Origin of the sequence: Sphingobium lactosutens, assembly GCF_013393185.1 — a bacterium.
Classification (GTDB): Bacteria; Pseudomonadota; Alphaproteobacteria; order Sphingomonadales; family Sphingomonadaceae; genus Sphingobium; species Sphingobium lactosutens_A.
The window spans coordinates 37231-52313 of sequence record NZ_QJQX01000060.1 but is presented as its reverse complement, the minus strand read 5'-3'; the positions used below and the strand labels follow the sequence as shown (position 1 = coordinate 52313).

The 15083-nt window shown below is 57.6% G+C and carries 12 protein-coding genes and 2 pseudogenes; 3 read left to right on the top strand and 11 right to left on the bottom strand.

Annotated features, from left to right (window positions below; genetic code table 11):
* From DM806_RS17610 to DM806_RS17590, 5 genes and pseudogenes are all read right to left on the bottom strand, one after another.
* Positions 1-197: pseudogene (locus tag DM806_RS17610) on the bottom strand (IS256 family transposase); the annotation flags it as partial.
* 61 nt (positions 198-258) lie between these two features.
* Positions 259-1052: pseudogene (locus DM806_RS27340) on the bottom strand (IS3 family transposase); the annotation flags it as partial.
* A 150-nt stretch (positions 1053-1202) separates the two neighbouring features.
* On the bottom strand, positions 1203-3581 hold the full coding sequence (locus DM806_RS17600) for a TonB-dependent receptor (RefSeq protein ID WP_179044479.1): 2379 nt from the start codon (positions 3579-3581) through the stop codon (positions 1203-1205).
* Between the two features lie 179 nt (positions 3582-3760).
* Positions 3761-4618, bottom strand: a complete 858-nt coding sequence (locus DM806_RS17595; protein ID WP_179044478.1) for a TauD/TfdA dioxygenase family protein — start codon at positions 4616-4618, stop codon at positions 3761-3763.
* 26 nt (positions 4619-4644) lie between these two features.
* Positions 4645-5589 (bottom strand): TauD/TfdA dioxygenase family protein, encoded by a 945-nt coding sequence (locus DM806_RS17590; protein WP_179044477.1) that lies wholly within the window; start codon positions 5587-5589, stop codon positions 4645-4647.
* Between the two features lie 260 nt (positions 5590-5849).
* Here DM806_RS17590 and DM806_RS17585 point away from each other — a divergent pair, with 260 nt between their 5' ends.
* The 3 genes from DM806_RS17585 to DM806_RS17575 all read left to right on the top strand — a co-directional run bounded on the left by DM806_RS17585 (position 5850) and on the right by DM806_RS17575 (position 8646).
* Positions 5850-7097, top strand: coding sequence for a TetR/AcrR family transcriptional regulator (locus DM806_RS17585; RefSeq protein ID WP_179044476.1), 1248 nt, complete (start codon positions 5850-5852; stop codon positions 7095-7097).
* 263 nt (positions 7098-7360) lie between these two features.
* On the top strand, positions 7361-7882 hold the full coding sequence (locus DM806_RS17580; protein ID WP_179044475.1) for a nuclear transport factor 2 family protein: 522 nt from the start codon (positions 7361-7363) through the stop codon (positions 7880-7882).
* Positions 7882-8646, top strand: a complete 765-nt coding sequence (locus tag DM806_RS17575) for an HpcH/HpaI aldolase family protein (RefSeq protein ID WP_179044474.1) — start codon at positions 7882-7884, stop codon at positions 8644-8646. The genes DM806_RS17580 and DM806_RS17575 overlap by 1 nt, the downstream gene beginning before the upstream one ends.
* A 138-nt stretch (positions 8647-8784) precedes the next feature.
* On the opposite strand, the gene DM806_RS17570 is transcribed toward DM806_RS17575, so the two are convergent.
* From DM806_RS17570 to DM806_RS17545, 6 genes are all read right to left on the bottom strand, one after another.
* On the bottom strand, positions 8785-9645 hold the full coding sequence (locus DM806_RS17570; RefSeq protein ID WP_256869363.1) for a helix-turn-helix transcriptional regulator: 861 nt from the start codon (positions 9643-9645) through the stop codon (positions 8785-8787).
* Positions 9646-9809: 164 nt separating this feature from the next.
* Positions 9810-10979 carry an acyl-CoA dehydrogenase family protein gene (locus DM806_RS17565; protein ID WP_179044472.1) on the bottom strand — a complete coding sequence of 390 codons (1170 nt, stop codon included), beginning with the start codon at positions 10977-10979 and terminating at the stop codon, positions 9810-9812.
* 14 nt (positions 10980-10993) lie between these two features.
* Positions 10994-12229 carry a dihydrolipoamide acetyltransferase family protein gene (locus DM806_RS17560; protein WP_218647545.1) on the bottom strand — a complete coding sequence of 412 codons (1236 nt, stop codon included), beginning with the start codon at positions 12227-12229 and terminating at the stop codon, positions 10994-10996.
* Between the two features lie 24 nt (positions 12230-12253).
* Positions 12254-13039 carry an enoyl-CoA hydratase/isomerase family protein gene (locus tag DM806_RS17555; RefSeq protein ID WP_179044470.1) on the bottom strand — a complete coding sequence of 262 codons (786 nt, stop codon included), beginning with the start codon at positions 13037-13039 and terminating at the stop codon, positions 12254-12256.
* 5 nt (positions 13040-13044) lie between these two features.
* Positions 13045-14016, bottom strand: coding sequence for an alpha-ketoacid dehydrogenase subunit beta (locus DM806_RS17550; protein ID WP_179044469.1), 972 nt, complete (start codon positions 14014-14016; stop codon positions 13045-13047).
* Positions 14016-15017 carry a thiamine pyrophosphate-dependent dehydrogenase E1 component subunit alpha gene (locus DM806_RS17545; RefSeq protein ID WP_372859605.1) on the bottom strand — a complete coding sequence of 334 codons (1002 nt, stop codon included), beginning with the start codon at positions 15015-15017 and terminating at the stop codon, positions 14016-14018. The genes DM806_RS17550 and DM806_RS17545 overlap by 1 nt, the downstream gene beginning before the upstream one ends.
* Positions 15018-15083: the final 66 nt, after the last annotated feature.

Below are 15083 nucleotides of genomic sequence, written 5' to 3'. Positions count from 1 at the left end.
TAGCCGTTCCGGCTGTTGGTCCCTTGCTCCTCCTGGCCAAGATGGTGATCCATCTCCGCATTGAGCGCCCGTTCGGCAAATGCCTTCTTCAATGTATCGAGCAGGCCGCCCTGGCTGAGCGCTGCTGCTGCGTCAGTGCCGGCCAGCAGTTGGTCGAGAATGTCGTTCGGTATCGAGGGTTCTTTGCGTCGTGACATACTGGGTCTCCTTGTTGCCCATTATGCCTCGCCGCACACGAAATTCCTGACAGTCCCTATCCAACGCCCGGATCGCCAGATCCTTCTTCATCCTATCGCTGACAGCCCAGCCAACAACACGACGGCTGTGCAGGTCGAGGATGACGGCAAGGTAGAGCCAGCCTTCCGATGTCCAGACATAGGTGATGTCGCCCGCCCATTTCCGGTTGGGCGCATCGGCCGCAAAATCTCCGTCTAGCCAGTTCGCCGCGACACCCAGGCGATGGTGGCTGTCCGTCGTGACCTTGTGCTTGCGTGTGCGGACTGGCTTGATCCCGTTGATCCGCATGAGGCGGCCAACCCGGCGCTCGCCAACGTCGAGCCCTGCTTCCTTGAGCTCCATCGTCATCCTGGGGCGACCATAACTGCCAAGGCTCAGACTATATTGCTCCCGGATATGGGCCAGCACCCTCATGTCTGTCCGTTCCCGATGGCTGATCGGGCGCGACCGCCAGGACCGATAGCCGCGCTCACTCACCTGTAGGACACGGCACATCAACTCCACTGGCCAACGGTGCCGCCAGCTATGCACAAAGGCGAACCTCACGACCTTTGGCTCGCAAAGAACTGAGTGGCCTTTTTTAGGACTTCCCTCTCCTCCCTGAGGATACGGTTCTCCAAACGAAGCCGTTCATTCTCTCGAGCCAGATCTGCCTGCGGCGCTGCCACCAGATCCGAGGGGCGATAGTGCGACACCCATTTGTTCAGCGTCGATTTGCCGATCCCCAAATCCGACGCGACCCGTTCGCGCGGCAACCCGCTGGTCAGCGCAATGCGCACCGCCTCCTGCTTGAACTCTTCGCTATGCTTGATCATCTCGTCGGTCTCCTTGAATGAGCCTTAAACTCTCAAGTGACCGGCACAAAACCGTTACAAGTCCAGGGCGTTCCTCTCGCTGACTGATCCAGAAACCGATGCATCATCCGGCCGGCCTGCCCTCATGAAGAGCAAGCCGGACCGATCCGCCTAAAACTTGTAGCTCGCCTGGATCGATATTTCCCGAGGACGAGTCGAGAAGGCGCCGAACTGGTTCTGGCCGCCGATCGTTGTGTCGATCTGCACCACCCGATAATAGCGGTTCGTGAGGTTGCGCCCGACCACGGCGAATTCAAGCCCCTTTGAAGGAATTTCAATCCGCGCGCTCGCATCGATCAGAGTGTAGGCAGACTGGCGCGACAGTGGATGCTCATTGTCCTGAGTGAAGAAGCTGCTGGTATACTTGACGTCCGCAGTCGCAGTAAACTCCATGTCTGAGCCAATCGGATAGGTGAAGGTGCCACCTCCCAGGATATTCCATTTGGGTGCGCGTACCAGCTGACGCCCGCTCAAGTCCTGTTGACCGCCGACGCATCCCAGCGCTGCAGTCTGGAAGGGATAACATGGCGAATTTGCAAAGCTGAGATATTTGGCGTCATTGTAACCGATCGATGATCGCAGGCTGAAGGCATCGGAGATGGTCCAGTTCACGGACGATTCAATGCCCTGCGTACGGGCAACGCCCGCATTGGTAAGGAAGGAACTGGAGTTTGAGGCTATCAACGCCACCACCTGCAGATCGCGAATTTTGTAATAATAGCCCGTCAGATCGAAGCGGAGTCTGCCGTTCATCAACTCGGCCTTATACCCCACTTCCCCTCCCTTTGTACGTTCAGGGTTGAATAGAAGATTGTCTTTGTTGAAATTCAGCGTCACAACCGATGGCTGCGAAATTCCTCCCGCCTTATACCCGGTTTTATAGGCTGCATAGAGCGTCTGACCGCGAACCGGATGCCAGGTCGCGGTAAATTCGGGCGACCAATTACTCTCGGTGCGGGAGTTGGACAGGAAGAGGCCCGCAGGTGCGAAAATATTGGCTGCGTTGGGATGCACATAAACGTTGCCGGTCGAAGCTTCCTTATGCTCCCGCGTATAACGCACGCCGCCGGCAAGCTCGACATTGGGGAAGATATTCCAGCGAAGCTGACCGAAGCCAGAATAGGTGTCCCCGCTCGAGCTCGTTGCGCGCGAGAACGTCATGGAGTAACCGGTTGCTGGATCGGGAACGATCTTCCGGAAGATTTGCGCGGACGCGACGTAGCCAGTCATGCTATTGTGTGCGTAATAGCCACCAAATGTGAAGTTGAGTGGCCCATCAAAATCGCTATTGAGACGCAACTCCTGACTGAACTGCTTCGAATGCTCTCCGATTGTGGAATAGATGAGGCCCAAGGAGGTGTAGCTGGAATTGCCTGCTCCCTTGAAATCCATGTCGAAATAGCCGGTGACGGATGTCAGCGACACTTGCCCGAAATCATGGTTTATGGTTAGAGACGGCAACCAGGTATTGGTGGTCTGGAAGGGGCGGCCATCCGATTTGGCGTGCGGAAAGCCATCAAGCGGGAAGCCCTCAGGCAATCCACCGGACTGGAAATACCGGTCGAGTTTGCACTCGCTTCCAGGATTGACTACTCCTCCGGTGGTTAGCACGGGCGGATTGGTGAAGCATATGGCTTGAGCCGTGTTGGTGAAACCGCCTTCATCACCAGTACTGCCAAGCACGCGCAAGGTGATGTTCGTGTCGGGACCGGGATCATATTCGACCGTCAGTCGGCCAATCAAGTCCTTCGTCCGTGGCTCCCGCTTTCGATATGCGCCCGACGCCGGATAGCGCGGATCACCGGGATTGGGCCCAGCTTCAGCCGTGTTGACGAGATAGCCTTTCATATAGCGCCCGCGAAGCGCCAAACGCGCCTTGATGTTGTTCGTGATCGGGCCGGATATCGCGCCCTCGAGAAATGCTTCGTCCGCTACGAATTCATAGCCGCTACGCACATATCCCGACAAGCTGTCCGTCGGACCCTGGGAGGTGAGAGAAATGACGCCAGCAGGGCTGTTCTTGCCGAAATAAAGCGCCTGCGGCCCCTTCAATACCTCTACCTGCTGCAAGTCGAACATGCCAGTCGACAGGATACGGCCGCGGCCGACCTGAACGCCGTCGAGATTGATCGAGACCGTCTGCTCAAGCGCTTGGTCGCCAGATCCCGATCCGAGGCCGCGGATCGAAATATTGGCGCCGCCCCCGCTCTGTCCACGCGTCACGGACACCTGCGGCGCCAGCCCGCTGATCTTCTCCAGATCAGCAGCAGCGTAACGATTGATGTCAGCGGAACCCAATACGGACACCGCCACCGGGACGTCGGTCAACGCTTCTGCGCGCTTTCTCGCGGTTACGACGATATCGTGACTTTCGTTGCCCGCCCCTGCCGCAGTCTGCGCCCGCAGTTCGCTGGCGCTCATCGTCATGATCGATACGGCTACTGCCAGCGCGCTAGCGCTTAGCCGCACATGTGCGTTTATGCCCGTCATTTTATCCTCCCATTTTTCTTGCAGCTCTGTGACCGCATTATTGTTCGGTCGCTCAAATCTCTGGCCGGCGGTCTCTCCAGCGATAGTGCGATAATGAACCCTCTAGCGCCATCACGGATGATGATCGCGCCGTTGGACTATCCGATTGAATCGCTCGTGCAACCGTGCGACGCAACGCCTCAACCGGAGAATTCAGTGCGAAGCAGCAGCCGGCGATACTTCTTGCGATCCCACCCGCTGCCAGCATGAAGTAAGCCTCGATTGTTCCAGAGCACTGTGTCGCCCGGCCGCCATGAATGTTCGTGAACGAACTCTGGGCCGGTCGAGAAATCAAGCAACTCTTTGAGGAGCGCTCGTCCCTTTTCCTCGGACATGCCGACAATACCCCCGCCCCATGGCGAGAAGAATAGTGCGCGTTTGCCGTTGGGAAGTTCGCGTACAATTGGGTGAGCGACAACTTCGTGCCGGACACCTTCCCAGTCCTTCACCTTCTTGCTGTTGCCTGGATAGGGATGCTCCATGGCCTTGTCGGCCAGGAACGCCTTTCGTTCCTGGGGCAACGCCTCATACGCGGCAACCATCGAGGCGAACATCGTGCCACCTCCCACCGGCGGAACTTCGACGGTCGTCAGCGCAGTCAGATAATTAGGAACCGGCTTGTAGGATCCGTCGCTATGCCACAACTCGGCGGCGTAGGTGACCTGCGTTTCCGGATCATCGTCCAGAAGCGTTTCCCCGGCCTTGCCGACATTGCCAATGCGATGCACGAGCGGATTCGTCAAAGAACGCAGCCGCTCTTCGGGCACCGGAATAAGGTTGCCCAAGGCCTCCGAAAAGGCGACGAACTGATCTTCGTTCAGTGGCTGGTTTCTGAAGACCAGAAGAAGTTCGTTATCGGCAAGGTAGAGGATCTTGTTTCTTGCCGACTGATTCAACGGCTGACTGATATCAACGCCTTCGACCTCGACACCAAAACGCGGCAGGGGCCGCACCTTGATCTCGTCGGCGCGATGCAGATTATCCGCTGTGGATGCCATATGTGCTCTCCGGATACTATTAAGCTTCAGACGCTGACGCGCAACTTGTCGTCGATGGCCGCGCCATCTTCAGCGATGCGGCCGAACGCGTAGTCGCCATCGATGGTGGTGCGTTCCAGTTCGCGTATTTGATCGACAGGCACGCCCGGGCTTCGGTGAAGGATGCGCCAATTGTCCCACAACACCATGTCGCCCTGGCTGTAGCGATGATAATAGGCAAACCGCTCATCGATGCAGTGGTCAATAACTTCCTTGAGCAAGGCGTCGCCTTCCTCGTTCCGCATACCCTCGATGCCCACCGCAAACCATGGCGAGACATTGAGAACTGTCCGGCCGGTCTCCTGCTGCTTGTACGTCATCGGATGCGCAACGAGCGGATATTGCGGGGTCCTCGATTGCATTTCCACCCAGAAGGGATTCCATTGGGTGATTTTGACCTGATCGGGATTGCCAAATCGCATCTCGTTGAAGTCGAGATTCCATTTATATAGGACCCACAGCCCTTCAATCCGCCTCTTGAGCTCTTCCGGGAGAGCTTCATAGATCTGGATTTGATCGATGAATCCGGTTTCGCCGCCCGTTTCTGGGAAAATGACAGGACGGAGAATACCGCCTCTATTGATCTGATCGACATAGATGAGATCGGAATGCCAGGGCAGCCAGCCACCGATGCGTTCGCCATGAACATCGCAGATGATACCCATATCCTCCGCGTAGCGGATTCGAATGACTTCACCGTCCGACTCATTCTTCGGCTTTGCGCGATGCTCGACTGTCTTGCCGAAGACGTTACTGAGATTAACCTGGACATCGCGGCCCTCAAGACCGCGGAAGACGATCAGCCCATGCTCAATGAATAGATCCCACAAAGCCTTGCGGACCTCTGGCTGACCCAGAGTCGAGGGATCGAGCCCCTCAAGTTCAATGCCGATTGTGCCATAGCGGTTGGGAATGGGCCGCGTCGCAAACATCCGAGCTCTCCTTCAGACACCGTTGTTCGGGTATGCAAAAAGGCTACGACCCGACCTCACGAAGGTCAATCAGATCGCCGGGACATGATACATAAAAGTCATTATATGCCCATTGAATATTGGGAAAATGTGCGGCATATATCTGATATAGCACGGTTTTATCCTATGCCAGTAGAGTCAACAAACTGCATTTCTATGACGTCTGTCCTCGCTCTCCAACCGGGAGCTGATCGAGGCGGGCGATACGATGGGATGACGATATGAGTCGCATCGCGCGCCGCGACCAGGCCCATATAATTGTAGAACGACTGTTGGATGCGGCGATCAGTCTGATCGGTGAACGGGGATTTATCGGTACGACGATCGATCACATCGCCCAGCGCAGCGGACTTTCCCATGGCACCTTCTACAATCATTTTGCAGACAAGACCGACATTCTGCGCCGCATCCTACCATTCATTTCCAGAAAGATGTTTGGATATGTCAACAGCAACCTCGTGCTGTCCGGCAGCGAGCATGACAGAGAAAAGGAGCGCTTGCGTCGCTTCCTAAGGTTTAGCCAAATTCATCCACATTATCGGCGCATATGCGCGGAGTGCCGCGTATTCATTCCATCGTCATATCGAAAATATGGTCGGGACTTCGTCGAACACTATATTCAGTTCATGCGCCCTTTGTCCGACGATTGGGACGACAATCTGGCCGACATGCAGGCGACGATCCGGACGATCATGGAAGCGAGCAACTATCTGGCTTCCGTTTGCGCCGATGATCCCAGCATTGATGAAGCAACGTGCGAGCGTCTCATCACCCTTTATGGGATGTTCGTGGAAGCAGGCCTTTTCAACGTGATCACCAAGCTTAATCTGGTTAGTTTCCAGTCTGCACAGCCGCCCGAGCCTTCTGCCGCCGGCATCGCCTATGATCGGCTCCAACTGCGGATCCTGTCAGCCGCAGAAAAAATCGTGGGCAAGGTCGGTTATGAAGATTGCTCCATATCGGAAATCGTTAAACATGCGAGCATGTCGAAAACCACTTTTTATAAGGCATTTGCCAACATTCAGGATGTGTTCGACAACCTTCTTCCATTTTCGACTCAAAAAATGTTGAGCTATGTCGATTCTCAGTCAAACGACGCGCATCAGGGTCTAGAGCGTGAAGGAGAAAGATTCGAGTCCTTTATTATATATGTTATCGGTAATCCTGAGTTCATCAATATATTTACGCAATCCGCCGTTTTTGCTCCGACGGCCTTTAGAAAATATCGAAATCTCATTCACATCAGTTATCTGTCTTATCTACGTCGCCATGCCAACAGCAACTCACCCCAAGTTCTTCTCGATCAGTCATTGCTGGCTCACATCGTCATCGGTTTCCGGCTTTCCTCGATCCTCGAATCGACCTCGACGGATCTCCGGGAGGATTATGACTCGATTGCGCTCTTATACGAACGGATCGTTCAGCGGGGCGTTTTCACCAATTGGCGGTTCAATCCGGCCATCTCCTAACGCCTTGTCGCCGGGCCGACAAAGAACCACCACATGATCATGAAGGTTTCTCAGATCTGATTGATAATTCATTTTTGCCGCTGCATATGACAGTTGACGGCTCAAGGCAGACGGATAGAAGACAGCGCTGCGCCAGAACAGACATGAATCGTCAGATTCACTGGTTCACGGTTTCAATCAGTCGAAGATCGTGCGACGCTGTTCGGACCGCTGGGCAGATGCGGGCCGGCATGCCTGATAGGATGTCGTCAAGAGAGGTGGATGTGGCAGACAGAACAGAAGATCGACTGCGGAGGATCGAAGACCGTATCGAGATTGAGGAGTTACTGGCGCACTATGTATTCGCCGCAGACGAGTTGCGCTTCGAGGATCTTGCGTCGCTTTTTTGCCGCGACGGTGAGTTTCGTTCATCGGACGGTGTGCTGTCGGTCAGAGGGCGGGAAGATATTGTCGCCTTCTTCAACAGAATGTCTCCGCCCGGCACGTTCCAATATCATGTCGTACACCAGATCTCGATTACGCCGGACACGCAGGATGATGATCTGGCAACCGGCACAAACGGGGGGCATGTCGAGTTCATCCGGGCCGGCGTTCCGGAAGTTGGTGCCTATCATTATGACGATGTGTATGCGCGCGAAGACGGGAGATGGCGGTTGAAGACGCGCTCGGTGCGCATGTTCTACCTCGTATCGCTCGATTCATACCGAGCGACCGTCGTTGGTTTAGCCCCGGTTGCCGGCGGACCCAAGTCCCCCGGTACCGGCCAGAAGCGGGGAGAGAATTAATGCTATCGCTCGACCAATCAAGCGCGCTCCTGAACCCACGACAAACCGACCGGTCTCCCCTAGGCACATTCATTTGCTCGATCGATCCCACCTCGGTTGAGATAGCGGCAAGGGCGGGCTTTGATTTCGTCGTGGTCGAAAGCGAACATGTCGGTATCGACAGGGCCATGATGATCAACCATGTCCGCGCGGCAAAGGCGTCCCGGTGCGCGCTGCTCGTCAAGACGCTTGACGCCCAGAGCGCCACACTCCAGTCCTTCCTCGACATCGGTGCGACTGGGCTTGTGGTTCCCCATGTCGATACCGCGGCCGAGGCTGAACGCCTCGCGCAGGCCTGCCGATATGCCCCTGCGGGATCGCGAGGGATGAGTTTTGCCTGCTATGACGGGAAATATGATCCGTCTGACTTTGGTGCTCGCATGGCGCGGCGTAACGCCGCGACTTTGCTGTTTCCGATGATCGAGACCCGCGATGGGCTCGATCATGTTGACGAAATTGCCGCTGTTGAAGGGGTTGATGGGCTATTCTTCGGACCGGGCGACATGGCCAACGAGCTTGGAACTGATCTATTTCCCGGCAACGCGCTGCTCACGCAAGCCTGGGCGCGCATTTATGCGGCCTGCAAGCAAAAGGGCATTCTTGCCCTGGCTCCTGCTGGACTCGGGTATGATGACGCGGGCGCCTACACGAGCGGCATTGACCATCTTTTCCTTTATGAAGCCTATCGGAACGCAGTGACCAGGCATCGTGCGTGCCAGTCCTAGTACGGTGGATTTAAGTACGCCTCATTGCAGCACGCAAGCGCAGCAGCACGACGAACTTCAGCTTCGGGTCACTAAGCCATATCAGCACAATCCGTACACATTCCTGCTCTGGATTGGCGCTATCCGGATGCCGCCGCATCACTCCATTCGTGCCGCCCGAAATGCGTCCACGGCCCGCCGCAGGCGAGTGGGAGTATCGTCAGCATCCAGCGGAGTGAACATCACCAGACTGAGACTCAAATCATAGGGTATCTGGAAGATCGACCGCTCCAGACTGAGCTCGCCAACAAGATCATGTATGATCCAGGTACGCTCCTCCCGCCGGGCAATAACTTCCCGTTGCAGGCTCCATTCCCGGAATTCAGCCGATCGAGCCGATAGCCGTTCGACAAATTGCCTGAACCAGGGGTCGTCGAACTGCTGGCTCACCGAGGCGTTGAATTCGGCGATGACGATCCGCGCCACATGTTCCCAGTCTTTCGTATACGCTCGAACCTCAGGGCTGAGGAAGGTGCGCCACACCGTATTGCGCTCTTCCGGTGGGTCGCGGGAAAAGTCGCCCATCAGCGCGAGGGCTGCGTCGTTCCAGGCTATACGATCCCAACGTGCATTGTGAACATAGGCCGGAACATAATCGAGACTGTCCAGGACCCGCTGTAGCGTCGGGTTGACGGTCGTGGCTATCGCAGCAGGCTCCTCCGGCGCACCATATCCCGCCAGACGGAAGACGTGCCGTATCTCGTCCTGATTGAGCTGCAACGCCCGCGATACCCGTCGCAGCACCTCGGCGGACACCTGGATCGGGCGACCTTGCTCGAGCCAAGTGTACCAACTTACGCCTACTCCAGCGATTGCGGCTACCTCTTCACGCCGCATTCCTGGCGTGCGGCGCCGATCCCCAACCGATACAGCCGTTGCAGACGGCTTTAGCCGCTCACGACGGGATCGTAAAAAGCTGCCCAGTTCCTTCTGCCGCAATGCGGATGGCTCTGACATCATGTCGACCACATTAACCCAGTCTCGGCATGCCGGCAGCCAATTTCTTCGGGTTGTCGCCCACTCCCTATTTGCGGGCGGGCTCCGTCGTCGAAGAACGCCTTGTCGGGAACGCTGGCCTGTCGTCGAAAGGCTTGATTATGATCGCTAGAGATTCCAGACGCGCCCTAATAGGACCGAGGCAAGCCAAGATCATGCTGCGCAACGAAGTTGAGCACCATCTCCTCGGACACCGGTGCAAGCCTGAAGAGGCGCGCGTCGCGCCAGAGACGCTCGATATGATATTCCTTGGAGTAACCCATGCCGCCCAGGGTCTGCAGGGCGCGATCGGTCGCCTGACCCGCAGCATGCCCCGCCAGCCATTTCGCCTGATTGGCCTCGCTCCCACAAGCCAGCCCACGATCATGCAGGCTCGCGGCCTTGTAGTTCATCAGGCGGGCGCACTGCGCCTGGATATGCGCCTCCGCGAGGGGAAATTGCAGTGCCTGATAGGATCCGATCGGCACGCCTCTGAACACCTTGCGCTCCTTGGCATAATCTACGGCGAGCCGAACCGCGAGATCCGCAGTGCCCAGGAGGCCGGCTGTCGTAACCATCCGTTCTGTGTTAAGCGTATCGAGAAGTTGATGCCACCCTTTATCGAGGGTGCCGATCAGTTCGTCGGAACGTATTTCCACGTCATCGAAAAATATCGTGCTCGACGGCAGCGCACGCGTGCCGGCCTTGTCGATAGGCGCGTGTTCGATCCCCTTACGATCGCTGTCGATCATGAAAAGGCTGATGCCGTCTGTCTTTCGTTCGACCTCATCGGGACGCTTGGTACGAGCGACGACAAGAATTTTCGTCGATTGCGGCACGGAGGTTATCCAGATTTTTCGGCCGTTGAGCTTCCAACCTGAAGCGCATGACGAGGCGAAGGTCGATATGGATAGGGAATTGCTTCCAGCATCCGGTTCGGTCAGCGCCATGCAGAAGGTGACAGAACCATCCATAATTCCGCTCAGCAGACGCTTTTGCTGCGCGGATCCATATTTGCTCAGCGTTACGCCGCCGAAAATCGGGTTGACCATGAAGAGCTGGCTGAGGGTAGACCCTCCGCCCGCAGCGCAGAGTGTTTCCACCGCCATTGCCATCTCGAGCATGCCGAGGCCCGCCCCACCATCCGCTTCAGGAATAGCGATGGAGCAGATTCCCGCGTTGCAGATTTCCTGCCACAACTCGGTCGGATAGGTCTTGGAGGCATCAATCTCCCGCCAATAATCCAAGCCAAATTTCTCGCCAACCCGTCGCGCGGTTTCGACGATCATATTCTGTTCATCGGAACGTTCGAATTGCATGTTCTTCCTATCGTCTAGCGTAGAAGGTCGAGCGGATGCTCTAGGAGCTTGACCACATCGTTGAGAAATTTAGCGCATTTCACTCCGTCGAGGACACGATGGTCGCCTGAGAGGGAAAAGGTCGTGATCTGGCGGAGTTGCGGCGCGCCCGCATCGTCGGGCAAGAACTGCGGCTTGCTGGCGCCCACGCCAATGATAGCCGCTTGGCCCGGATTGATGATCGGGATCAATTGCGAAGCGCCAAACATACCGACATTGGATACAGTGATGGCACCACCCTCTAGATCGCCGCGCTCCAGCGCTCCATCCTTCGCGCGGCGCGCCGCCGCCTCCGCGGCCGCAGTCAGATCATCCAGCCGCATCTGCCCAACGTCACGAAGAACGGGGGCGAAGAGGCCACGGGGCGTATCCACCGCAAAACCAACATCCGTTCCGCCCAACGTCACAATCTCGCCGTCGTCCCAGATGGTCGACATGTAGGTATGGCGTTGCAGGGCGCGTCCCACAGCCAGAAGGATGAGGTGATTGACGCTGACCTTCGCCGCGCTGCCGGAGGCATTGAGCGCGACGCGGGCGCCCAAGATGTCGGTCATATCCGCGTCGGCGACCACATAGAAATGCGGTATCTGCTGTTTCGCTTCACTAAGCCGCTTGGCGACCGTCTTCTCGAACCCCGTTGCTGGTCGACGTGCGATGCTCCGTGCGCCCGGATCAGGCGCTTGAGCGAGGGCCTCCGGCGCGGTGGGGACTGATGGCCGGTCCCCTTCCGTCAGCGCGCGCAACACATCCTGGGATCGAATTCGCCCACGAGGCCCCGTTCCCGACACTGCGGTTAGAGAAATTCCCTTGTCGCGGGCCAGCCTGCGGGCAAGCGGAGTCGCGACGATGCGATCGTCGCTCGAACCTGCCTGGCCGGGCGCGACCTTGGCGGATTCGACGATCGCGACCTGTTGCGTTGCGCTCTGGTGCTGGGATTGCTCATTCGCCTTCCCTCCCGGCCCGCCGGGCTCGTCGGAAAGGCTGTGCTGGGCCACGCCGGTCCAGGTCGCGAGGGTCGCACCGACCTCTACCGTCTCCCCGGGTTTTACCAACAACTCGATGATGCGACCGTCTCCACGAGCTTCTACCTCCGTGGAGATTTTGTCGGTCTCGACGATAAAGAGCACGTCACCGGCACGAACCTCGTCCCCGGGCGCGACGCTCCATTCGGCAAGCAGACCCTCAGTCATCGTGAGACCGAGCTTGGGCATTATGATGGGGCTGTTTGCCACCGACTATTCCCCGCGAAAGTCCGGTGCGCGCTTTTCGAGAAATGCGCCGCATCCCTCATGCGCGTCATCGGTATCAAGAGTAAGCCCAATCATTGCCTGCTCGTACCTGAGGCTTGCGCGCAGCGGCATCTCACCACCATCGTCCAGCGTGCGCTTAAGAAGCTTGAGCACGAGCGGAGACTTCGACGCGATCGTTTCCGCAAGTGTCAGAGCGCTGGACAACAATTCATCAGCGGGGACGACCTTGTTGAGAAGTCCGAACCGCTCAGCCTCACGGGCATCGATCATGCCCCCGGTGAACATGAGCTCCTTCGCTCTACATGGCGCCATTTGCCTGATGATCCGCTGACTCCCTCCCGCGCCCGGGAAGAGGCCCAGATTGATCTCGGGGAGACCCAATTTCGCCGTCTCTGCAGCGATGCGGATATCGAGGCACATCAAGAGCTCCGTGCCACCCCCAAGCGCCCAGCCATTGATCGCAGCAATTGTCGGTTTGTCGAGTGACTCGATCTTGCGAAAGACTTGGTGAATACGCTCCGCAAACTCGAGATAATGGCGCAAGCCCTTGCGCGAATTCAGGTCCGCGATATCGCCACCCGCAACGAAGGCCCTTTCTCCCGCGCCAGTGAACAGCAGGACCCGTATTTCTGGATCAGCCATGGCCTTGTCGACGGCTGCCTCAAGCGCGCCCAGAGTAGGCAGATCAAGAGCATTGAGAGTCTTGGGCCGATTGATCGTAAGCAGGGCGACAGCGCCGCGGCGCTCGAACAAAATAGGTTCGTCTGACATGTTGATCATTCCAATGTGCGAAGGACAGCGTTGACGATGCGGTCCGCATCGGGGCGAAACGACTCCTCGAGCGAGCGAGCGAAGGGCACGGGCATGAATGGCGCCCCGACGCGGACGATGGGGCCATCGAGTTCATCGAAACCGATGTCAGCCATCCGCGCCACGATCTCGGCTCCGACGCCGAAGGCCTCGACAGCCTCATGCGCGACCACCAAGCGATGGGTCTTCGCAAGCGACGTGAGTACCATCTCCTCATCCCAAGGCTGGACACTAAGGAGATCCACAACTTCGATATCAATTTGCTTTTCGGCAAGACGCGCGGCGGCCTCAAGAGCCCAATGAACGGCGGCACCGTAGGCCACAACGGTCGCATCCTTACCTTGTCGCGCCAAGCGGGCACGCCCCAACGAAAGCGCTAGGTCGTCCGGCACTTCCATCTTAGCGGCGTAGAGCGCCTTGTTCTCGACGAAAATCACCGGATCAGGGTCCGCAATCGCCGATCGCAGCAAGGCGTACGCACTGGCTGCGTCACTGGGCACCACGACCTTTAGTCCTGGAACATGTGCAAACCACGCCTCGAGGCACTGGGAGTGCTGTGGACCAGCATTAAGACCTCCCCCGTGAGGCGTGCGAAGGACCATCGGGACCGAACATTGCGCCCCGAACATGAAGCGCGCCTTTGCGGCCTGGTTCACGAGCGCGTCCATCACCAGGGTCGAGAAATCCATGAACATGATCTCGACGACCGGTCGCAACCCGCTCATGGCAGCGCCCACCGCCGCGCCCGCGATGGCCGCCTCTGAGATCGGAGTATCAATCACTCGATGACCCCCAAAGCGGTCCAACAGACCGCGCGTGGCACCGAAAGAACCGCCGGCGTTCGCGATATCCTCGCCAAGCAGAATGACAGCAGGATCCAGGTCCATCATGTCGGAAAGAGCCTTGTTGATCGCCCTGCTGAAACTGAGAATGGCCATTAGAGAACCTGCTCCACCGTATAAACGTCGGCCGCCGCAGCGCTGAACACAGGCAGGTCAGACTGCCGCGCCAGTGAGACGGCGGCTTCGATCGCCTCATCGACTTCGGCGGCCACCTGTTCCAAGTGCGCCGCATTGATGCCGAGATCCGCAAGTCGCTTTCCGGCGACCCTCAGCGGATCGGCCTCAGGCAATCTGGCGAGTTCATCAGCGTCTCGATATTTCTGAGCGTCACCTTCGAAATGCCCCCTCACCCGATTTGTGTGACACTCGACGACGATGGGCCCTCCGCCCTGACGGATGCCCGCGATCAGCGGAGCGACCGAAGCGGCCACCACCTCGACGTCGTTCCCGTCGACGGAATGATAGGGGATTCCGTATGCTTGGCTCAGCCCTTCAAGAGTGAAGGCAATTTGCCGGGAGGTGGGCGAGAATTCGCTCCACCCATTGTTCTCGCAGACAAACAGGAGGGGCAGTTTGAGCAGAGCGGCCATGTTGAGGCACTCATGGGCAAGGCCCTCCGCCAGCGCGCCATCGCCAAAGAATGCGACAGAGATTGAATCACGGTTCAGCGTCTTGTGCGCAAGCGCACTGCCCAACGCTATTGAAAGCCCTGCTCCGACGATCCCGTTGGCGCCAAGCATACCGGTCGACATGTCCGCGACATGCATAGATCCACCCCGCCCCCGGCACAGGCCGGTATCCTTCCCCAGTAGTTCGGCGAAGAAGCCTTCCAGAGACAACCCCTTGGCAAGGGCATGGCCGTGGCCCCTGTGGGTCGAGGCTATCGTGTCTTGCGGACCAAGCCCGCTCATCACCCCTACCGGAACAGCCTCTTGGCCTATTCCCAGATGGATGAAACCCGGCACGTCACCGTCGGCAAAGAGGCCCATCAACCGCTCTTCAGATCTGCGGACCATCAGCATCATTCGGTAAAGCGCCAGTAGCTCCATCGGGTCGGGCGGCGCCTTTCGTTTAGTCATGTCGATGCCTCTCTTCACGCTCCGCCCCATGCTCAGCGCAGCTCGCTCATTCCATTTAATGAACTATCAGTCAATACATTAGTT